Genomic DNA, 20,728 nt, shown 5'->3' with positions numbered 1-20,728 from the left:
AGCTATATGGTTAAGAATCAATTAAAGTGGGCAATTGTTGGAACAGGAACGATTGCGAATGAGTTTGCAAGTCAGTTTCCTGTAGAAAATGCTTCTGTGTACGGAATCGTTTCCCGTACGAAAGAAAAGGCACAGGCTTTTGCAGAGAAATATCAAATTCCACAAGTTTTTGATGAATACAGCGAATTGTTAAAAGAGGAAGCGATACAAGTTGTCTATATTGCAACGCCTCATAATACACACCATGAATATATCATGGCTGCTTTGGAGGCAGGAAAACACGTTGTTTGCGAAAAGGCAATTACAGTCAACAAACAGCAGCTTGATGATGCGTATCAATTAGCACAAAGAAAGAATTTATATTTATTTGAAGCAATGACGATTCATTTTATGCCATTGTATCAAAAGATTTTCCAATGGTTGGCTGAACAAAATTTAGGGCCGTTGAAAATGATACAAGTGAATTTTGGCAGCTACAAAGATACCAATCCTAACTATTATTATTTTAACAAGGATTTAGCTGGTGGTGCATTATTGGATATTGGTGTATATGCACTTCATTTTACACGTTGGTTCTTGTCGAGCAAACCTACCGAAATCCACACATTGGGAAATCTTCACGAATCCGGAGTGGATGAAAGTTCGGTAATCATTTTGCGAAACAAAGAAAACGAACTCGCAAATATATCGCTAACCTTCCATGCAAAGATGCCAAAACAAGGAATGGTTGTATATGAAGAAGGATATGTGACAATCACTGATTACCCGCGTTCTAACAAAGCGACTTTGACAAAATTATCCGGGGAGACGGTCACTTTCGAAGAAGGAAAGTCAGAGCAAGGCTTGCAATATGAAATAGCAGCAATCTCAGACATTATTTTAAATGAAAAAGAAAATCCTTATTTTCAATATAGCTTAGATGTATTGGAAGTCATGGATGAAGTCCGCAAGCAATGGGGCTTAAAATATGACTTTGAATAGAAAAAACAACTATTGTAAAAAGGAAATATTGTTTATTTTCGTAAATTAATTTTCGGAATAAATGAACATAACAGGAGATTTTCAAGTGATCAATGAATGTTTATCAATTAAAATGAGATACTTCAAATAATTAGCGACATGTTGAGAACGTTATTTTTTCATTGAAAATAATCAAAAATTGACGTAAACTAATTGTGAAAAAGAGGTGGTCAAATGATTGAACGATATGCACTTTCGCCAATCAAGGAATTATGGGAACTTGAATCGAAATATCAGAAATGGTTGGAAGTGGAATTAGGCGTGATCCATGCGTATGAGGAACAAGGCATTTGTGAGACAGGTACCTATGAAAAAGCTTTGAAAGCTGCAAAGATTAATGTTAATGAAATTCTGGCTGAAGAAGAAATTGTGAATCACGATTTTATCGCTTTCGTTAATTGCGTAACGAAAACAATGGGAGATGAAAGTAGATTCTTTCATTTAGGGCTTACGAGTTCAGATGTAGAAGATACAGCGACTAGTCTGCTGTTAAGAGATGCTTTGGATATCATTTTCGAATCACTTGAAAATTACCGACGTGTATTATATGAAAAGTCGTTACAGTATAAACATACGGTTACAGTAGGAAGAACACATGGCATCCATGGTGAACCTACGAGTTTTGGCTTTAAATTATTAGGTTACGTAGCTGAATGTGAACGAAACCTGGAACGTTTAAAAACAATTAGAAAAGAATTGTCTGTCGGCACATTGTCAGGAGCAGTAGGAAACTATGCAAATATCGATCCTGAAATTGAGAGAATCGCCTTAGAGTTTTTTGATTTGGATCCAACTGCTGTTGCCACTCAGGTAATCGCAAGAGACATCCACGTAGATTTCCTTCATGTCTTGGCGATGATTGCTTCTTCCATTGAAAGAATTTCTGTGGAAATCCGCCACTTACAAAAGACAGAAGTTTTGGAAGCACAAGAAGGATTTAAAAAAGGACAACGTGGTTCCTCCGCTATGCCGCATAAGAAAAATCCGATTCTTTCTGAGAGGTTAACAGGTTTATCTAGGATGGTTCGCTCCATGGTTCCGATTGGTTATGAGAATATTATTTTATGGCATGAACGAGACATTTCTCATTCTTCAACGGAACGATTTATTTTTCCAGAATCGACACAAATCGTGTATTACATGACGGAAAAAGCACAAGACCTACTAAACAATCTTGTAGTAAATGAAGATCGTATGCTCAAAAATATTGATGCATCTTATGGATTGGTTTATTCCCAGCGCGTGATGTTGTTTTTAATTGAAAAAGGAAAGACACGCGAGTATAGTTACAAATTGATTCAAAAAAATGCTATGAAAGCCTGGGATACGAGAAGCTCATTTAAAAAGTATTTGTTGGAAGACACAGAAGTGATGTCTATTATTACTGAAGAAGAATTGAACAGTTTGTTTGACCCAACATTTTACACCAGAAATATCGACGCCGTATATAGAAAGTTCGAGGAATCATAATGAAAAAACTAGCGATTGTAGGAGCACAATGGGGAGACGAAGGAAAAGGGAAAATTGTTAATTATTTTTCTAAACAGTATGATTACATTATCCGATTTTCAGGTGGAGCGAATGCTGGACATACCATTTACTATAATGGGAAAAAATATGTGAATCATTTACTGCCTTCTATCACGCCAGAAACGAATTCCATTGGTGTTTTATCAAAGGGAATGGCTTTGGACTTAAATCAGATGATTAAAGAGCTAGAGGTTTTGGAAGAGGATTTCAAAGGAATCTCCAGACGATTTGCGATTGATAAAGAAATTTTCTTGGTTCTTTCTTATCACAAAGAAGAAGATGCGGTATTAGAAGGTATGCGAAAATATCCAATCGGCACGACAAAAAAAGGAATCGGCCCAAGCTTTGCGGATAAAGTATCCCGTGAAAATATCCGCTTAATAGATTTATTTGATGAAGAACGATTGTACGAGCGTTTAGAGAATATTATTTATTTAAAGAACAATGTCTATCAAGGGAAGCTTTCGATTAATACGGATGACGTATATGAAGAGCTTTTAAAACAATTCCACAAACTTCAAGCATTAGGCTGCCAATTTATTTCCAGCTCTGAGATTTACGAAGAATTGCAAACGAAAAGAGTTCTGTTGGAAGGTGCACAGGGAATAATGCTAGATTTGGATTCTGGTACCTATCCATTTGTGACAAGTAGCCAAACAACGGCACATGGAGCTTCTACAATTGATATAACTTTGACGGATGAAGACGAAGTAATGGGCGTCGTCAAAGCTTATACAACACGCGTTGGAGAAGGTGAATTTCCAACAGAGATATTGGGAGAGGAAGCAGATGAGTTACGGACATTAGGAAATGAATTCGGTGCTACGACCGGAAGGAACCGAAGAGTGGGCTGGTTAGATTTACCGCAATTACGCTATGCAATCCGTAAATCAAAACTAAATTCGATAGTGCTGACAAAAGGCGATGTCTTAAACGGCTATGATGAAATTAAAGTTTGTACTGGCTATGAATCAAGTGGTACTATCAAAAAAATGCCAATGATCGCGAATGAATTTCGTGATGTCAATCCAGTCTATAAAACATTAAAAGGCTGGAAAAGCGTTTTTGATATCAACTTTTTAAAATACATTACTTTTATTGAGCAAGAACTAGATTTAGAGATTCATTACATTTCATATGGGCCAAATACAGAAGATATTATGAGTAAAAAAGAATTTATCCTTAATATCAATTGATTGGTAAGTAGGTGAAGGAACGCAGGCAGAAAATTTCTGCTTGTATTTTTTTGTTTTTCAAAATTAATTCGATGAGGGGAGTTATTTCATCCAGTGAGTGATTGCCATGTACATCACTAGAAGAAAAAAAGTTTGAATCTCGTTCAGCGGAATCTTTGACTGAGAGCCACTAGATGAGATTCGATCATATTCTCATTCAGTGGAAAGGAAAAAGCAGGCTCACTAGACGAAAATAAACAGAAGGTATGCCTTAAAAATAATTGACGTTTCGTAGTTTGTATTATATAACGAAGGTGAGTAAGTAAAATTATCTAGGAGGCTAACAACCAATGGGATTTAGAGAAGATTTTCTATGGGGCGGCGCAACTGCTGCGAACCAATGTGAAGGTGGCTATAATGAAGGGGGACGTGGGCTGGCAAACGTCGATGTTGTTCCAATAGGAGAAGACCGTTACCCAATCATCACGGGCCAAATGAAGATGTTCGATTTTGATGATGAGCATTTTTATCCTGCTAAAAAAGCAATCGATATGTATCATCGTTATAAAGAAGATATTGCATTATTTGGCGAAATGGGTTTTAAAACCTATCGTCTTTCCATCGCATGGTCACGGATTTTTCCAAAAGGTGATGAGGCAGAACCAAATGAAGAAGGGCTCCAATTTTATGAAGATTTGTTTAAAGAATGTCATAAATATGGAATTGAGCCATTAGTAACCATTACTCATTTTGACTGTCCCATGCATCTTGTTGAAGAATATGGCGCTTGGCGCAATCGCAAGTTAGTTGGTTTTTATGAGAATCTTTGTCGGGTAATTTTTACTCGTTACAAAGGACTTGTAAAGTATTGGTTGACATTTAACGAAATTAATATGATTTTACACGCACCGTTTATGGGAGCAGGCCTTTATTTTGAAGAAGGCGATAATCAAGAACAAGTAAAATACCAAGCAGCGCATCACGAGTTAGTGGCGAGCGCAATTGCAACGAAAATCGCCCATGAAGTAGATCCAGAAAATCAAGTAGGTTGCATGCTGGCAGCGGGTGGTTATTATGCTTACTCATCTCACCCAGAAGATGTTTTTGAAAGTCGAAAAAAAGATCGTGAAAATTATTTCTTCATTGATGTACAATCACGTGGAGAATATCCAGCCTATGCGCTAAAAGAAATGGAGCGCAATGGGATTCATGTTGAAATGGAAGAGGGCGATTTAGCCTTATTGAAGGAACATACGGTAGATTTTATTTCTTTCTCTTATTATTCTTCTCGCGTTGCTACAGCAGATCCAGAATTATTAGCACAAACAGAAGGAAATATTTTTGCTTCTGTAAAAAATCCATACTTAGAAGCAAGTGAATGGGGCTGGCAAATCGATCCACTAGGATTACGTATTACCATGAATGATTTGCATGACCGCTATCAAAAACCGCTTTTTATTGTAGAAAATGGTCTTGGAGCAGTTGATACACCCGACGAAAATGGCTATGTAGAAGATGATTATCGTATCGAATATTTAGCTGCCCATATCCAAGCTATGAAAGATGCGGTTGAACTAGATGGGGTGGACTTACTAGGGTATACGACTTGGGGCTGTATTGACCTTGTTTCAGCAGGAACCGGAGAAATGAAAAAACGCTACGGATTTATTTATGTAGACCGTGATAACGAAGGTAACGGTACGCTAAATCGTAGCAAGAAAAAATCATTTGACTGGTACAAAAAAGTCATCGCAACGAATGGTGAAGACTTGACGAATAAATAAAGAATAGAAAATAGGAGTTGAGTGGGAATAATCTCAGCTCCCGATTTTATTACAATGAAAAATAATCATCTCAAACTGCCAAAGTTGAAAGATGATTATTTTTTGTTTATTCAATTCCAAACCACTGTGTCAACGGAACTTTTCTTCCCTTGTCATGCCATTGATGATAAGCTTTAAATACAAGCAAGGGATCATTTTGATGTTGTTCTACTAGCTCCTTTACTGCTAAATAACTTCGCCAATATTCATAAAAAATACTGGAAAGATTTACTCCATACATACTTTAAGAAAGAGTCGGGGTAGCAATTTTTACTGTTTTTTGTTATTTTAAAAACTTAATGAATAGTTGAGGAGTGACCTCGTTGAAGAATAAAGAAAGTCTAGGGAAAATACTGTTTTTTCTCTATATACTAGCAGTTATCTGGATTATTTTGTTTAAATTCCAATTACACATTGATGATATAAAGCTACTGAGCGATTTTAATTTTGGCACCGTTAATTTACAACCTTTTCAAGCACCTCGTCGTATTAATGGTGAAGTTGATTATTCAGAAATTATTTATAATGTACTTATTTTGATTCCTTTTGGTATCCTACTCCCTGTGGTCAGTAAAAAAATGGGTTGGCTAAGAAAAATTGGAGGTATTCTCTTATTTACAATTTTGTTAGAAACCTCCCAATATCTTTTTTCTTTAGGTGCATGTGATATCACGGATGTTATCACTAATTTAACGGGTGGCTTAATCGGCTTGATCAGCTACAGTACTCTAAAAAAGTGGATCGAAGAAGAAACGTTAGATCGTTATTTAATTCCTATTGGGTACATTCTTTTTATTTTCTTTCTTTTTTTGTTCGTTATTATAATGAATATTCATATATGAATATTTTGATGATATTTAAAATAATAATGATAAACTAGTAGTATACCATCGACTGAAGGAGGAGATACTAGTGAGAAGTAAAGCTTCGAAAAGAAAAAAACATCTATTACGATTCCTTTTCTTATTATCGATTCCTCTAGTAATCTTTTTTTGCTATCAAGCGTGGTCTAGAAACCAGATTATCAGTCTAGAAAATATTGAAAATGCTGCTATTTCCTTAAATGGTAAAATTTTAAATGAGAATAGCGTTGTTACTGTTCATGTGAATCTGAATCGTTTCTATGATTATGAAGGCTATTTTATTGATTGCACACTCGATGCTGAAGTTGCTCAGATTGAACTGCATCAAAAATTTTCTTTTATTCATCCTGCAAAAGAACTATTTTTGGATGTTCCCTTGATAGGCTTAGGCGACTATGAAAAAATTTCAGAAGTTCAATTGGTAAACTTATTTAAGAAAGAGACAAAAACGATTTACCAAAAATAAGGTGAGATGCTATAAGAGAGTGGGAAAAAAGGCGTTTAGATCCGAATCACTGGAAGGAATAAGCACAGGATGGACGAAGACCATCCGCGCATTATTCGTGAAGTGGATGTCGGATCTGCCTTTTTGAGCACGTTTACACCACTATTATTCGTTAATACTAGAGGGCCGGGAATTTTTTCCCGGCCCCTTATTTATTTTTCTGTTCCAGACTGGTATAAGGCTTATTTAATCACGTCAATTGTAACGGCATCAATGGGAGCTGTATTTCCAATCGTTTTTTGAGAATGAATACCAATAAAGGATCCTGAGGGACTATACTTTTTCCAATAAAGGATACCTGAAGAACGTGCTCCTTGTTGGTAGACGTTTATATCCATCTTTTCTCCTGATTCTACTACGACAGGAGTGGCAGGATATGCCTCATTTAAGCTGGCAACAGCTTGCACTTTCGCTTCAGCTTGTACTGACTCGCTTATTTGATTAAAAAAAGCCTCTTTAAAAACAATATTTTTGCTAAATTCCTTATCGACATCCCAATCAATTCGTATAAGCCGAACCTGATTATATTGTGTCTCTACTTCCGTAGAAGAGGTATTATTCACTGTGAAAGAATCAATTAATTGAAAACGTTCCAGCACTTCTAGCTCTGTTTGCTTATAGCAAAAGGGCTGATAGCGATAGCCGTCTTTTGGAAGACGTACGGTATTTTTCACATAGTCAGCTTCAAATCCGTATAAAGAAGCAGCTTCTTCTTGTGTCCAGAAGTAAATGACCGGCTCGTCTACTGTCGCAGAAACAATCGGATTAAAAACAAGTTGAAGCAGGAAAAACAATGAGGTAATTTGTATCAATTTTTTCATGGCTGTACTCCTAAATAGAATAATAAATTTTGGTAGCGGTTCCAATTAGTTTCGTTAAATTATCAAAACGATTTCCGTAACTAACAAAAAAGAATATACGATTTAAAATCGGTAAGTTTTTGTGAATGATTCCTCGCAATTTTAAACCTTCTTGTTTCAATTATACAGAAAAATAATTATAAGAGGGATAATTATTTTAACTTTCTACATAAAAAGCACTATAAGAACTTTTGTCTAATAGTGCGTTGGGTCTAGAGCAGCCAGTGTGTTTGTTCTGCTTTTCTTATTTATTTCGGGGTGATGATTTCTTCGTTCTCAATATAACTCTTAAATTTTTCAGCAAGATTATCAAATAAATTTACGCCTTCTCTGGAGAAACCATGCGTGACTTCTCGAGGGAAATATAATCGCTCGTCGCCTCGCATTTTTCCGGTTAAGGAAGAGACGATGGCACTTGCTTGGGAAAGCTCAATCATTGCACCGTTTTTTTGTACAAACTCAATTTGCGTTTTACTGCCGGCATCGCCAGAGCGGTAAAGGTCGTAGGGCAGGTCGAAGCTATTATTTGTAGACGAATAATAATCAGGATTATAGCCCATTTCTTCAATGAGTGATTGTAAAAGTTGAATAGTCTCCATGTCTTTATTCCGATCAAAACGAACCGATTTAAATGGTTTTCGGTTTAGGAATCGGCTCGCCAGGTCACTCAAGGTCGGGTCACTATCATCAGACCAATGATTAAAGTAGGTCATTAAGACCCCGTCATCCAACCGCAAATAATCTTTCAACGTCCAGTTTTTTTTGAAAAAGGGTTGTAAGAAAGTAGCTTTGTGATGCATTTCTAATTGTTCATCCAAGTAAATATCTTTTGCACGTTTCATGAGATGGTATAAGACAACTTCCATCCCTCGAGAAACGGAGTGGAAATATACTTGCATATACATCTGATAACGACTCACAATATAATCTTCTACAGCATGCATACCTGATATCTCAAATGTTATTCCTTTTTTATAAGGACGAATCACTCGCAGGATTCTTGTTAAATCAAAAGTTCCATAAGTAACGCCTGAATAATAAGCGTCTCTTAATAAATAATCCATTCGATCAGCATCGATTTGACTTGAAATCATTTGAACGACTTGCGGGTTCGGATATGTTTTTGCGATAACAGAAGCCACTTGATTTGGAAAGTCAGAACCAATTTCCAGAAGTACCTGATTTATTTCTGTATCTGGAGAAGTAATGATTTGGATGGTGAGCGCTTCATGGTCGGTGCCAAAGATTTTCTCAAAAGTATGAGAGAAAGGTCCGTGGCCAACATCGTGAAGAAGGGCAGCACATAGGGTTACTAAGCGCTCACGGTCATTCCACAGACCGTCCTCGGGTTCAACGCTTGGATAGTTACGGATGAATTTATCGCAAATTCTGCGCGCGATTTCGTAGACGCCCAAGGAGTGATTAAAGCGTGAATGTTCGGCACCATGGAAAGTAAAGGAAGAAGTTCCTAATTGCTTAATCCGACGAAGCCGTTGAAATTCTTTTGTATTGATAAGATCTAGAATCACACGATGTTGAACATGAACGTAACCATGAACCGGATCACGAAAAACCTTTTCTTTAGCTAGCATTTCCGTTTCATAAAAAGCTTTCATCACTTCACCTCATTTTATTTAGTTACCAAAAGTTTGAATATTTCTCTTTTCCATTTTGTCATAAGCTGATTGATATTCGGTCATTAATTCAGCTGTATAATTTCCTTCGATTAATCGGTTCTCTTCTTCTTTCAAAGCAGTAAGGACCATTTCTTTTATTTGTGGAACGGTCAATGAAACCCCTAATAAATCGGATAAATTTGCCATGGAATCAGGGTTGACTGCTGGATATTTCCAGCGCGTTTCTTCTCCTCGCATCCCTTTTTCGTAGAGCGTTTGAATGAGTTCTCCACGTCGTTGCTGATTCCCTTCAACGCTTAAGTAAATCATGATGGCAATTCCTTTTTTAAAACGCCTTTGAGCAATTCCTGCAAATTTTTTGCCATCAATACTTAAGTCAAATTTACCGGGGCAATAAGAATCTTCGATTTCATAGGCTTTTATTTCTTCATTATAAGGAGCCAACACTTTTTGAATAAGTCTCAGCATGACTTCGTATCCAGCATCGATTGAAACTTTACTATTAGCTGGTTCTTGTAAAATAAGTGAAAAATTGATGATACCTGGGTCGGCTACAACGGCTAATCCACCTGCCGGACGAACACATACTTGGTATCCTTCATTTTTTAAAAAAGAAACCCCTTCATCTAAATAGGGCAGTTTCGTATCCATCATCCCTAAAATAATCATTTGATCAATTGGCCAAAAATGAATGATGGCAGGAATGTCTTCTGTGTTTACTTGGCGAATCAAGGCATCTCCTAATGCAAAATGAGAATAAGTCTGCGTTTTTAACGCGCTGATGGAACTGTCATAAACTTGATAGGTTGAATTCGTTAAAAAATCTGTCATACGTTTGCTTCCAATCTACTTATAATTAGTTTTTCTTATGGACTAATTATAACAGACTTTTAGCGGAGAATAAGTTTTGGATGATTATTAGTAACCCATAGTTGACCCCCATCCTGCTAAAAAGTTATACTAAGGGTGCAAATAGAATAAAAAGGCAATGTAAGGAGTGGCTGAATTGCCAGTTGATAAAAGTACAGTTATTGAATATCGTTTAGAAACAGTTATTGAACAAGAAGGAGAACGTGAAGTTTTCCTTTACGAAGGAAAAGGAAAAATCGTTCGAATGGGAGAATGGCTTTATCTTCGTTATGAAGAGGAACATACAAACAATAAAGTAACGATTAAACTTTCTCAAGCCGGAAAAGTGACGATTATTCGTCGTTCAGGGGAAGAGTTGGCTTCCAGAATGTCTTTTGAGACAGCAGAAAAAGGTAGCGCTCTACTGCCAACGCCTGCTGGAATGATGGAACTTGAGACAAATACGAAACGTTTATTGCAAAATTATCAAGACAGGCCCTTTTCTGGTACAATTCAATTAGATTATACGTTGGGTTCCAACAATCAGGTACTGGGAAATTATGGATTGTCATTGCAATTTACTACCTAATTATTGTATGATTAAGAGTAGAGTTTTTGAAAGGACGTGGCACGGTGAGGCTGACGGAATTAGAGGGAATAAATAAAAATGAATTATCGATGATTGAAGTTGCACATGCACTTTTAGAAGAAACCGGCGAAGTTATGGATTTCAATGTGTTGCTTGTTCGTGTTCAAGAATACTTAGGTATGTCTGAAGAAGAACTAGAAGGCAAAATGGTTCGTTTCTATACAAATTTAAATATTGACGGAAGCTTTATCTCATTAGGAGAAAACCGCTGGGGACTGCGTTCTTGGTATCCGATTGACTCCATTGATGAAGAAATTCTTTCTACAATTGACGAAGACGAAGTTCGTGTTCGCCGTAAGAAACGCAAGAAGCTGAATGCTTTTGCTACATCTGACGATGATGACGTGATTGATTACAACGATGACGATCCAGAAGATACTTTTGCATCTGATGAGGATGAGGAAGAAGATGAGCGCGAAGTAGATGAAGTTGTTGAAGATGTTGATGATGAAGTAGAAATTGATGATGATTTGGATGATAATTTAGACGATGAATTAGATGATGTTCCTGAAAGCATCGAAGAAGACTTGACACTCATTGACGATGATTTTGAAGATGAGGATGAAGAAGAATTATAAAATTCTTTTGATTGACGTTGAAAATAAAAAAGCGTAATATACTTATTGGGCTCCCAAGTATTCAGAAATGATACTGAGAGCACGATAAAATGAAATTTTCTCCCTATTCCATGCAAAATGGAGTAGGGATTTTTTCTTTTTATTCCTCCCTAAACAAAAATTCAGGAGGAATAAGCATGACAAAGTATATTTTCGTATCCGGAGGAGTTGTATCTTCTATTGGAAAAGGAATTGTTGCAGCTTCACTGGGGAGGTTATTGAAAGAGCGAGGTCTGAATGTAACACTTCAAAAATTTGATCCATATATTAACGTGGACCCAGGAACAATGAGTCCCTACCAGCATGGAGAAGTTTTTGTAACAGATGATGGGACAGAGACGGATTTAGATCTAGGACATTATGAGCGTTTTACAGACAGTCATCTGAATCAATACTCGAATCTTACGACAGGTAAGATTTATTCCGAAGTTATCCGGAAAGAGCGGCGCGGGGATTATGAGGGCGGAACTGTACAAGTGATTCCGCATATTACAGATGAAATTAAATCAAAAATCATTAGTGCAGGCGAATCGACTGACTCTGACATCGTGATTACTGAGATTGGCGGCACAGTTGGTGATATCGAATCGTTGCCTTATTGGGAAGCGTTACGACAAATGAGGAATGATGTAGGTAAAGAAAATATTCTATATATCCATGTGACGTTGTTGCCTTATTTAAAAGCTGCAGAAGAGTTAAAAACGAAGCCAACCCAACACAGTGTGAAGGAATTAAGAAGCCTGGGAATCCAGCCGAATATTCTTGTTGTTCGAACAGAACAAGAAATTCCAGAGGCAATAAAAGAAAAATTAGCTCGTTTTTGTGATGTGGACTCCAATGCTGTTTTTGAATCCCAAGATACGTCAAGTATTTATCGTATTCCGTTGCTTTTAAAAGAACAAAAAATGGACGACATTGTTCTGCAGCAGTTAAATATGAAAGCTCCTGAAGCAGATTTAACAGACTGGAAAGAACTTGTGGAGAATATTGATCGAATAGAAAAAACTGTTCGAATCGCCATCGTTGGAAAATATGTTTCTTTGCCGGATGCCTACCTTTCTGTAGTGGAATCTTTGAAGCATGCTGGCTATCATTTAAAAAGACAGATTCAAATCGAATGGATTCATTCAGAAGAGCTAAGCCCTGAAACAGTTAGTGAACGATTAAGAGGGATGGATGGTATTCTCGTTCCGGGAGGTTTCGGCAGTAGAGGAATCGAAGGAATGATTCTGGCGATTCAATATGCAAGGGAACAAGGTGTACCATTTTTAGGGATTTGTCTGGGAATGCAAGTAGCGTGTATTGAATTTGCTCGTAATGTTGTGGGGCTGAAAGAAGCAAATTCAACAGAAATTAATTCTGAAACACCTGACCCTGTTATTTCTATCATGCCTGATCAAGATGCAGAAGGTGATTTAGGAGGGACGTTGCGTTTAGGATTGTACCCTTGCCATTTAAAGCCGAAAACATTGGCACATGAATTATATCAGAAAGATTCAATAGAAGAGCGCCATCGTCACCGCTATGAATTCAATAACGATTATCGTGATACTTTAGCAGAGAAAGGCTTAATTTTTTCTGGGATTTCACCAGATGGAAGATTAAATGAAATTATCGAATTGAAAGATCATCCATTCTTCATTGCTTGTCAATATCATCCAGAATTTTTGTCGCGGCCAAATCGCCCGCATCCTTTTTTCTTTGGAATGATTAAATCTTCTATGCAATAAAACAATAAAATGTTCATTTTTAAGTTTGATTACCTTATTTGACCTTATTTGGTAGTAATCTTGAAAGAATTTTGTTAAAATAGAAATGTTAGTGAGTCCAATAAACAAAGAAAATGGTTAGTCCCAAGGAGGCAGAAACATGAGTCGTTTAGTAAATATGACAGAAATGTTAAACAAAGCGTTGGAAGGTAAGTATGCTGTTGGTCAATTCAATATCAACAACCTAGAATGGGTGCAAGCAGTATTACAAGCAGCACAAGAAGAAAACTCTCCAGTTATTTTAGGTGTATCAGAAGGTGCAGCAAAATATATGGGTGGACATCTAGTTGTTGCGTCAATGGTAAGTGCATTACTAGAAACAATGGATATTACTGTTCCAGTAGCACTTCATTTAGACCATGGATCAAGTTTTGACAACTGTAAAGAAGCAATTGATGCAGGTTATTCATCTGTAATGATTGATAACTCTAAATACCCAATTGATGAAAATATTGAACAAACAAAGCGTGTAGTAGAATATGCACACTCAAAAAATGCATCAGTTGAAGCAGAAGTTGGTACTGTTGGTGGTACAGAAGACGGTGTAACTGGCGGAGTTCAATATGCAGACGCTCAAGAATGTCTACGTATGGTACAAGAAGCAAAAATCGATACTTTAGCAGCAGCTTTAGGATCTGTTCACGGACCATATGAAGGTGAACCAAAACTAGGCTTTGATGAAATGAAAGAAATCTCTGAATTAACAAACACACCTCTAGTGCTTCACGGTGGATCAGGAATTCCTCAACATCAAATTGAAAAAGCAATCGAATACGGTCACAGCAAAATTAACGTGAATACAGAATGTCAACAAGTTTGGACAGCAGCTGTTCGCGATAAATTAGCTACAGACTCTAATGTCTATGACCCACGTAAAATTATTGGGCCAGGAAAAGATGCAATCGTGAAATTGGTAAAAGAAAGAATGCAAGTATTTGGTTCTAGCCAAAAAGCGTAATAGAAAATTTCAAAAACCGGGGCTTAGGCTCCGGTTTTTTTATAGACTAGGGGATTATAAGTTCAGCCATCAATGTCTAGCTCCCAAGTCCTGACCTAGTGAAAAAAAGATAAATTTGCCCCATTGCGCGCTTCGCTGCTCATTCAGGGTCAAATTTCCTATTTTTTCATAGGCCAAGGCGGATTTGTCCGCTTTTCTTACTAATATAATTTTTATGTAAGTAAACCGTTATTGTAATAAATGGAGGGAATTTATCAGATGTATACGAAGCATGATTTAATCAATCAATTAGAAGAATTGGGAATTAATAGAAATGGAACCGTATTAGTTCATTCCTCTTTTAAGAGTATTGGCGAGGTGGATGGCGGTCCTGATACGGTTTTGGATAGCTTTATTGAATACATGCAAGATGGACTTTTGGTATTGCCGACTCACACATGGGCATATATTAATGAACAAAATCCTGTGTTTTCTGTTGAAGATTCAAAAACAAATGTGGGGATTCTCACAGAACTTTTCCGCAAACGCGAAGGAGTCGTTCGTTCTTGGCATCCAACGCATTCTGTAGCAGCTTTAGGAGAAGGCGCAGAAGAATTTGTCAGCGGCGCAGAGAAGTTTGATACACCTTGTGCACGAGGATCTGTTTGGGGAAAATTATTAGATAATAAAGCTCAGATTATTTTGTTGGGAGTGAATTTAACCAGAAATACCTATATTCACGGCATTGAAGAATGGGTTGATATTCCTGGAAGAATTTCTGATACTCATCAACAGCTTTATAGCTTATTACCCGACGGAAGAAAAATTTCCGTACCATCAAGAAGGCATACAGGTGCTTCTTGGTCGGAACATTTTTGGAAAGTGGATGAAGTGCTTATCGAAGAGGGCGCAATGTATATAGGGAAATTTGGGGATGCGGAAGTTAGAGTATGCGATGCAGAGAGATTAAATGAAGTATTAACGGAAATGCTTCATGCGGACCCAGATTTGTTTACTAAAAATGAACCTTTAAGTGAAGAAATGAGAACTTTTTTTCATAATAAAGAAAAAAATTAAGGAAATTTACACGATAACTTAGTAAATCATAGCCAAGTAGAAGAATAGTCTGATAGAATGAAGGTAGCTGATTTTTTCGATAGAATCATAGACAAATACAAAGTGAGGTCTTTTCATGAAAAAGATAATCATCAATGGAAACAAACCATTGAATGGTGAAGTAACAATTAGTGGAGCGAAAAACAGTACAGTTGCTTTAATTCCTGCATCTATTTTAGCAGATTCTGTAGTGACCCTTGAAGGGATTCCGAATATTCAAGATGTTCATTCACTGATTGAGATTCTGCTTGAATTTAATGTAAAAGTAGAATTTGAAGAAGAAGCGGGTATTCTAACCATTGATCCTTCTAAAATGATCTCCATTCCTATGCCAAATGGAAAAATTAAGAATCTTAGAGCGTCTTACTACTTTATGGGTGCTATGTTATCTAAGTTTGGTGAAGGTGTAATTGGCTTGCCTGGAGGATGCTATTTAGGTCCACGCCCGATCGATCAACATATTAAAGGATTTGAGGCGTTAGGAGCTACCGTGCGTAATGAATTAGGTGCCATTTATTTACGAAGCCCAGAAGAAGGCTTAATAGGAGACCGTATTTATTTAGACGTAGTTTCAATCGGCGCAACGATTAATACGATTCTAGCTTCTGTAAAAGCAAATGGAAGAACGGTCATCGAAAATGCGGCAAAAGAGCCAGAGATTATAGATGTTTGTACGCTATTAAATAATATGGGCGCAAAAATTCGTGGTGCTGGCACGGATGTTATTCGAATCGATGGAGTAGAAGAATTAAAAGGCTGTCGTCATACAGTTATTCCAGACCGAATCGAAGCAGGCACTTATTTAACAGCAGCAGCGGCAATGGGTGAAGAAGTTTTAATTAAAAATGTTATTGTAGAACATATTGAAGGACTCGTAGCCAAAATGGAGGAAATGGGCGTTGATATGGAAATTGGTGAGGACAGTATTTTGGTTCACGAGTCTTCTGATTTAAAAATGACTCATATTAAAACCTTGCCTTATCCAGGATTTGCAACGGATCTTCAACAGCCACTAACACCCTTACTTCTAAAAGCACAAGGTGATGGTACAATTATCGATACTATTTATCCAAAACGTGTGAATCATATTCCAGAGCTACGTAGAATGGGCGCAGCCATAAAAATTGAGAGTGATACAATTATTCTAAACGGACCAAATGAATTAACAGGTGTAGAGGTAACCGCAAGTGATTTACGGGCTGGCGCTTGTTTAGTTATTGCAGGTTTGATGGCAAAAGGACAGACGACGATTTCAGGAGTAGAAAATATTCTACGAGGATACGATGGTATTGTTGAGAAGTTAACAGCACTAGGTGCAGACATAAAAATGATTGAAGAATAGATTGAACAAGAAAGAGAAAAGGAAGGTGGGTGACCACAAATGGAAGATATGCTGTCCCTTCAAGAACTTGAAAAGAAAACATTAAAGGAAATATATACGTTTGCCAAGGAATATAAAATTCCTTATTACAGCCAAATGACGAAAAAAGAACTTGCTCATGCAATTATTCGTGCGCAAGAAGAAAAGCAAGGATTTTTTATGACTGAGGGCGTTCTTGATATCATTTCGCAGGAAGGCTATGGTTTTTTACGGCCAATTAATTATTCACCGAGTCAAGAAGATATTTACATTTCTTCTTCTCAAATACGTCGTTTTGATTTACGTAACGGAGATAAAGTAGGTGGGAAAGCACGACCGCCAAAATCTTCCGAGCGTTATTATGGGTTAATGCAAGTAAACAGTGTAAATGGCAGAAATCCGGAAGAGGCAAAAGAACGTTCGCATTTCCCTGGGCTGACACCCATTTATCCTGACAAAAAAATTATTATTGAAACAACACAGAAAAACCTTTCAAATCGAATGATTGATTTGATTTCACCTATCGGCTTTGGACAACGTGGTTTAATTGTTGCGCCCCCTAAAGCAGGAAAAACTTCTCTTTTAAAAAGCATAGCGAACGGTATCACTGCGAATTATCCGGATGTAGAATTGATTATGTTATTAATAGATGAGCGTCCTGAAGAAGTAACTGATATTGAACGAAGTGTAGATGGCGATGTTGTTTATTCTACTTTTGACCAGCAACCGGCCAATCATGTTCGTGTGAGTGAACTTGTATTGGAGCGAGCAATGCGTCTCGTGGAAGACAAGCGTGATGTCGTTATTTTAATGGATAGCATTACTCGTTTGGCACGTGCTTATAATTTAGTGGTTCCACCAAGCGGTCGTACATTAAGTGGAGGGATTGATCCCGCTGCATTGTACCGCCCGAAACGATTCTTTGGCGCGGCTCGTAATATTGAAGACGGCGGAAGCTTAACCATATTGGCGACCGCACTAGTAGATACGGGAAGCCGGATGGATGATATGATTTATGAAGAATTTAAAGGAACAGGAAACTCTGAACTGGTCCTATCTCGTGAACTGGCAGAGAGAAGGATATTCCCTGCGATTGATATTAAAAAGTCTGGTACGCGTCGCGAGGAATTATTGCTGAACTCAAAAGAGATGGAAGGCATTTGGAAGCTTCGTAAAGCAATGCGCGGCGATACGTTGGAGTATACAGAAGAATTCTTGAAACAACTGCGCACCACAAGAAATAACGAAGAGTTCTCAACGCGAATTTCTTTAATGAAATAAAAAATCATGCTAAGATGAGTGATAGGAAGTAATAAAGGAGAGATACGAATGAGTCAAGAACAATACGAAGAAGTTGTAAGTAATTTTATTGAAATTACTGCTCAAGATGTTGAAAACCGTTTGGCTAAGGGAGAAAAAACTATTCTCTTTATTGGGAAACCGACCTGTCCATACTGTCAAAAGTTTGTTCCAAAGTTAGATAATGTCCGTGAACAAAACAATTTGACTATTCATTACTTAAATAGCTTGAATACACCAACAGATGCAGAAATTAAAGCGCTGCGCGATAAAATGGAAGTTCCGTTAGTACCACAAGTAGTAACAATTGATGGCGAAAATGCCTTCACAAACTTAAAAATCGACAGCAGCGCATCTGAAGAAACATTAGCAGAACTATTAGCTGAATAATATACAAAAAGAGAGTGGGAAAAAAGGTGTTTAGCCCCGAATCACTGGAGCGAATAAGCGCAGGATGGTTGCAAACCATCTGAGCATGATTCGTGAAGTGGACGTCGGGGCTGCCTTTTTGAGCACGTTTACGCTGCATCATTCGGGTATAGTCAAGGGGCTGGAGTTTCTTTCCAATCCCTTGCATATATTGTAACTGTATAATAAAGAACATAAAATTAAGATTAATGAAAACGAGTTTCTTGACGATCGACAGATGAATATTTCTTTGGCGCAAGTAAGATATTTAATACATCTTAGGCTCGGTCAAGTTGAGTCAGTGGACTATGAACGCGGAGCCGTTCTGATTTAAAATTACCATTCTTTTCAAAAGTCTGGACTTACCATGGCTTTCCTACTTTCAAACAATATTCCCCCTTTATCGGGTATATCCGCAAATAAAACCAGATTAGCTTTTATATAACCTCATCTATTTGCTTAACAAAATGTGGTAAAAAAGAATTGCATTTTGCTTTCTGGAGTGTTATTATCTTACTGTTATAGACACGAATCTTAATTCGGCGGAGATAGCGAATAACTCTGATTTAGGAAATAACTCAGGGCGTAAAGGAGAGAGATAGAATGAAACAAGAAATTCATCCAAATTACCAACAAGTTGTATTTATGGATACTACAACAGGTTTTAAATTCTTGTCTGGTTCAACAAAAGGATCAAGCGAGACAGTTGAATGGGAAGACGGAAACACATACCCATTAATCCGTATGGAAATTTCTTCTGATTCACATCCGTTCTACACTGGTCGTCAAAAATTTGCACAAGCAGAAGGACGCGTTGGTCGTTTCAACAAGAAATATGGTTTTACTCAAGAAACAGAAGAAGCATAATTTTTACAAAAAAAGAGTTAGGGCGAAAATCGTCCCGACTCTTTTTTCTTTTGGATAAAAATTCAATTTCATACTTGCCATTTCTCTCGAGGTGCCTCTTTTATATAGGGTTGCGAAGTGGGGTAAGAGATCAGTTCTAAAGTAGAACCCCATGGAGTTCTTATGTAACAAAAAAGATTACCATCACCCGCTTCTAAACCGCTTAAGGGTTTTGGATCTGCTAAACGATTGCCTCCAGAATCTTCAACTGCTTCTAAAGTTGCATAAATGTCATCCGTGTAAAAAGCTACATGGTTCCAACCCAAATCCGAAGAACGAATAGGAGGAGATTGTTCATTTCCGTCATATTCAAATAGTTCAATTTGAGACCCATTCGGAAAACCAAGCATTCGGATAGCTCGTTGTGCCATATCAGGAGAAATTCCTAATCTATGTTGCGTCTCAGGAGAATCACGTTTTGGCTCTGATTTGGTAAATGTATCATAGATTACTTCGCCTGCTAAAGCTTTTTTAAAAAAAGTAGTAGCTTTTTCAATATCAGGTACGGTTAAACCAACGTGGTCAATGCCATGAACTCGTTTTTTAATCAAAACAGTCACATCCTTTTACTTTCTCATCTTTAGGATAACATCTTCTTTATTCGCTTACTAATTAAAGAGTTTAATTTAAAATATCTCCTTTTCGGAAATTTCTAATTAAAAGTACTTTCTTTTCCAGTCGTTCTACGGTATACTGTTTTTGTGGGTTACTTACTAAATAGAAGTAACGGAAGAACAAAAAACTTTAGGAGGATGTTACATTGGTTAAAATTGGTATTATTACAGGAAGCACGCGAGATGCTCGCGTAAATACGCAAGTAGCAGAATATTTATTAAACAAAGCAAAGGATATTCAGGGAGCAGAATTTGAAATTGTTGATATTAAGGACTTCAACCTTCCAGCATTAAATGAAAATGTACCAGCTGCGATGGCAAACAAACAATATGAAACGCCAGAAGCAAAAGCTTGGTCTGAAAAAGTTGATTCGTTGGATGGATTTATTTTTGTAACACCAGAATATAACAAAAATGTATCCCCATCTCTATTGAACGCAATTGCATATTTGGCACCTGAGTTTTCAAATAAAGCAGCAGGAATCGTTTCATACGGGTCAACTTTAGGAGTAGCAGCAAACTTTGCATTGCGTACAACACTGTCAAACTTTAATGTGGCAGTTGTAGGTCCATTTGGTGCATTCAGCTTATTCACTGATTTCGAACAAATGAGCACATTCGCTCCAGCTGAAGTACATGAACCAACGATTCAAGCTGTTCTAGCGACAACAGTTGCTTGGAGTACAGCTTTAAAAACACTACGTAATTAATTGAAAGTTAAAATAGAAAAACGGTCAAGTCCAACTTGGCCTATAAAAAAACTATCCCAAGCTGTTAATTGGGATAGTTTT

General features: G+C 37.2%; 20 protein-coding genes. 16 read left to right on the top strand and 4 right to left on the bottom strand.

Annotation, left to right across the window (positions count from 1 at the left end; genetic code table 11):
• The first annotated feature begins 6 nt into the window (after positions 1 to 6).
• The 6 genes from EJN90_RS05160 (at position 7) to EJN90_RS05135 (ending at position 6,877) form a co-directional block, all read left to right on the top strand.
• On the top strand, positions 7 to 981 hold the full coding sequence (locus EJN90_RS05160) for a Gfo/Idh/MocA family protein (RefSeq protein WP_126109194.1): 975 nt from the start codon (positions 7 to 9) through the stop codon (positions 979 to 981).
• A 213-nt stretch (positions 982 to 1,194) separates the two neighbouring features.
• Positions 1,195 to 2,490 carry an adenylosuccinate lyase gene (gene purB / locus EJN90_RS05155; protein ID WP_126109192.1) on the top strand — a complete coding sequence of 432 codons (1,296 nt, stop codon included), beginning with the start codon at positions 1,195 to 1,197 and terminating at the stop codon, positions 2,488 to 2,490.
• On the top strand, positions 2,490 to 3,746 hold the full coding sequence (locus EJN90_RS05150; protein ID WP_126109190.1) for an adenylosuccinate synthase: 1,257 nt from the start codon (positions 2,490 to 2,492) through the stop codon (positions 3,744 to 3,746). The genes purB and EJN90_RS05150 overlap by 1 nt, the downstream gene beginning before the upstream one ends.
• 329 nt (positions 3,747 to 4,075) lie before the next feature.
• On the top strand, positions 4,076 to 5,509 hold the full coding sequence (locus EJN90_RS05145) for a 6-phospho-beta-glucosidase (protein ID WP_126109188.1): 1,434 nt from the start codon (positions 4,076 to 4,078) through the stop codon (positions 5,507 to 5,509).
• A gap of 362 nt (positions 5,510 to 5,871) precedes the next feature.
• Positions 5,872 to 6,390: a VanZ family protein gene (locus EJN90_RS05140; RefSeq protein ID WP_164544012.1), complete on the top strand. Its 519-nt coding sequence runs from the start codon at positions 5,872 to 5,874 to the stop codon at positions 6,388 to 6,390.
• A 70-nt stretch (positions 6,391 to 6,460) separates the two neighbouring features.
• Positions 6,461 to 6,877, top strand: coding sequence for a hypothetical protein (locus EJN90_RS05135; protein WP_126109184.1), 417 nt, complete (start codon positions 6,461 to 6,463; stop codon positions 6,875 to 6,877).
• A 221-nt stretch (positions 6,878 to 7,098) separates the two neighbouring features.
• Here EJN90_RS05135 and EJN90_RS05130 read toward each other — a convergent pair whose 3' ends face one another.
• The 3 genes from EJN90_RS05130 to EJN90_RS05120 all read right to left on the bottom strand — a co-directional run bounded on the left by EJN90_RS05130 (position 7,099) and on the right by EJN90_RS05120 (position 10,244).
• Complete coding sequence (locus EJN90_RS05130) at positions 7,099 to 7,737, bottom strand: hypothetical protein (protein ID WP_126109182.1); 639 nt, start codon at positions 7,735 to 7,737, stop codon at positions 7,099 to 7,101.
• A 287-nt stretch (positions 7,738 to 8,024) separates the two neighbouring features.
• A complete protein-coding gene (locus EJN90_RS05125) occupies positions 8,025 to 9,392 on the bottom strand; it encodes an HD domain-containing protein (protein ID WP_126109180.1) in 1,368 nt (455 codons plus the stop codon).
• Positions 9,393 to 9,410: 18 nt separating this feature from the next.
• Positions 9,411 to 10,244 carry a lipoate--protein ligase family protein gene (locus EJN90_RS05120; protein WP_126109178.1) on the bottom strand — a complete coding sequence of 278 codons (834 nt, stop codon included), beginning with the start codon at positions 10,242 to 10,244 and terminating at the stop codon, positions 9,411 to 9,413.
• A gap of 175 nt (positions 10,245 to 10,419) precedes the next feature.
• On the opposite strand from EJN90_RS05120, the gene EJN90_RS05115 reads away from it, so the two are divergent.
• The 9 genes from EJN90_RS05115 to EJN90_RS05075 all read left to right on the top strand — a co-directional run bounded on the left by EJN90_RS05115 (position 10,420) and on the right by EJN90_RS05075 (position 19,284).
• The gene (locus EJN90_RS05115; protein ID WP_164544011.1) at positions 10,420 to 10,851 is read left to right on the top strand and encodes a DUF1934 domain-containing protein; all 432 of its coding nucleotides are present in this window, start codon (positions 10,420 to 10,422) and stop codon (positions 10,849 to 10,851) included.
• A gap of 44 nt (positions 10,852 to 10,895) precedes the next feature.
• Positions 10,896 to 11,489, top strand: coding sequence for a DNA-directed RNA polymerase subunit delta (gene rpoE / locus EJN90_RS05110; protein WP_227872586.1), 594 nt, complete (start codon positions 10,896 to 10,898; stop codon positions 11,487 to 11,489).
• A gap of 176 nt (positions 11,490 to 11,665) precedes the next feature.
• Positions 11,666 to 13,258 carry a CTP synthase gene (locus EJN90_RS05105; protein WP_126109174.1) on the top strand — a complete coding sequence of 531 codons (1,593 nt, stop codon included), beginning with the start codon at positions 11,666 to 11,668 and terminating at the stop codon, positions 13,256 to 13,258.
• Positions 13,259 to 13,397: 139 nt separating this feature from the next.
• A complete protein-coding gene (gene fba / locus EJN90_RS05100) occupies positions 13,398 to 14,255 on the top strand; it encodes a class II fructose-1,6-bisphosphate aldolase (protein WP_126109172.1) in 858 nt (285 codons plus the stop codon).
• Between the two features lie 258 nt (positions 14,256 to 14,513).
• Positions 14,514 to 15,311, top strand: coding sequence for an AAC(3) family N-acetyltransferase (locus EJN90_RS05095; RefSeq protein WP_126109170.1), 798 nt, complete (start codon positions 14,514 to 14,516; stop codon positions 15,309 to 15,311).
• A gap of 115 nt (positions 15,312 to 15,426) precedes the next feature.
• Positions 15,427 to 16,692: a UDP-N-acetylglucosamine 1-carboxyvinyltransferase gene (locus tag EJN90_RS05090; RefSeq protein ID WP_126109169.1), complete on the top strand. Its 1,266-nt coding sequence runs from the start codon at positions 15,427 to 15,429 to the stop codon at positions 16,690 to 16,692.
• A gap of 39 nt (positions 16,693 to 16,731) precedes the next feature.
• Positions 16,732 to 17,991: a transcription termination factor Rho gene (gene rho / locus EJN90_RS05085; RefSeq protein ID WP_126109168.1), complete on the top strand. Its 1,260-nt coding sequence runs from the start codon at positions 16,732 to 16,734 to the stop codon at positions 17,989 to 17,991.
• Positions 17,992 to 18,039: 48 nt separating this feature from the next.
• Positions 18,040 to 18,399, top strand: coding sequence for a thioredoxin fold domain-containing protein (locus tag EJN90_RS05080; RefSeq protein WP_126109167.1), 360 nt, complete (start codon positions 18,040 to 18,042; stop codon positions 18,397 to 18,399).
• A 621-nt stretch (positions 18,400 to 19,020) separates the two neighbouring features.
• The gene (locus tag EJN90_RS05075) at positions 19,021 to 19,284 is read left to right on the top strand and encodes a type B 50S ribosomal protein L31 (RefSeq protein ID WP_126109166.1); all 264 of its coding nucleotides are present in this window, start codon (positions 19,021 to 19,023) and stop codon (positions 19,282 to 19,284) included.
• A gap of 68 nt (positions 19,285 to 19,352) precedes the next feature.
• Here EJN90_RS05075 and EJN90_RS05070 read toward each other — a convergent pair whose 3' ends face one another.
• On the bottom strand, positions 19,353 to 19,874 hold the full coding sequence (locus EJN90_RS05070; RefSeq protein ID WP_227872585.1) for a VOC family protein: 522 nt from the start codon (positions 19,872 to 19,874) through the stop codon (positions 19,353 to 19,355).
• 209 nt (positions 19,875 to 20,083) lie between these two features.
• On the opposite strand from EJN90_RS05070, the gene EJN90_RS05065 reads away from it, so the two are divergent.
• Entirely contained in the window at positions 20,084 to 20,647 is a 564-nt protein-coding gene (locus EJN90_RS05065) for an NADPH-dependent FMN reductase (protein WP_126109165.1), read from the top strand.
• Positions 20,648 to 20,728: the final 81 nt, after the last annotated feature.

The sequence above is a fragment of the Jeotgalibaca ciconiae genome, from assembly GCF_003955755.1.
Taxonomy (GTDB): domain Bacteria; phylum Bacillota; class Bacilli; order Lactobacillales; family Aerococcaceae; genus Jeotgalibaca; species Jeotgalibaca ciconiae.
This window is presented reverse-complemented; position numbering and strand designations above follow the sequence as displayed.

What these genes read in the sequence shown, in the direction of transcription:
- fba (WP_126109172.1), top strand. Translation starts at nt 13,398, where the DNA reads ATGAGTCGTTTAGTAAATATGACAGAAATGTTAAACAAAGCGTTGGAA.
- EJN90_RS05160 (WP_126109194.1), top strand. Translation starts at nt 7, where the DNA reads ATGGTTAAGAATCAATTAAAGTGGGCAATTGTTGGAACAGGAACGATT.
- EJN90_RS05125 (WP_126109180.1), bottom strand. Translation starts at nt 9,392, where the DNA reads ATGAAAGCTTTTTATGAAACGGAAATGCTAGCTAAAGAAAAGGTTTTT.
- EJN90_RS05080 (WP_126109167.1), top strand. Translation starts at nt 18,040, where the DNA reads ATGAGTCAAGAACAATACGAAGAAGTTGTAAGTAATTTTATTGAAATT.
- EJN90_RS05095 (WP_126109170.1), top strand. Translation starts at nt 14,514, where the DNA reads ATGTATACGAAGCATGATTTAATCAATCAATTAGAAGAATTGGGAATT.
- EJN90_RS05105 (WP_126109174.1), top strand. Translation starts at nt 11,666, where the DNA reads ATGACAAAGTATATTTTCGTATCCGGAGGAGTTGTATCTTCTATTGGA.
- purB (WP_126109192.1), top strand. Translation starts at nt 1,195, where the DNA reads ATGATTGAACGATATGCACTTTCGCCAATCAAGGAATTATGGGAACTT.
- EJN90_RS05150 (WP_126109190.1), top strand. Translation starts at nt 2,490, where the DNA reads ATGAAAAAACTAGCGATTGTAGGAGCACAATGGGGAGACGAAGGAAAA.
- EJN90_RS05145 (WP_126109188.1), top strand. Translation starts at nt 4,076, where the DNA reads ATGGGATTTAGAGAAGATTTTCTATGGGGCGGCGCAACTGCTGCGAAC.
- EJN90_RS05090 (WP_126109169.1), top strand. Translation starts at nt 15,427, where the DNA reads ATGAAAAAGATAATCATCAATGGAAACAAACCATTGAATGGTGAAGTA.
- rho (WP_126109168.1), top strand. Translation starts at nt 16,732, where the DNA reads ATGGAAGATATGCTGTCCCTTCAAGAACTTGAAAAGAAAACATTAAAG.
- EJN90_RS05130 (WP_126109182.1), bottom strand. Translation starts at nt 7,737, where the DNA reads ATGAAAAAATTGATACAAATTACCTCATTGTTTTTCCTGCTTCAACTT.
- EJN90_RS05075 (WP_126109166.1), top strand. Translation starts at nt 19,021, where the DNA reads ATGAAACAAGAAATTCATCCAAATTACCAACAAGTTGTATTTATGGAT.
- EJN90_RS05120 (WP_126109178.1), bottom strand. Translation starts at nt 10,244, where the DNA reads ATGACAGATTTTTTAACGAATTCAACCTATCAAGTTTATGACAGTTCC.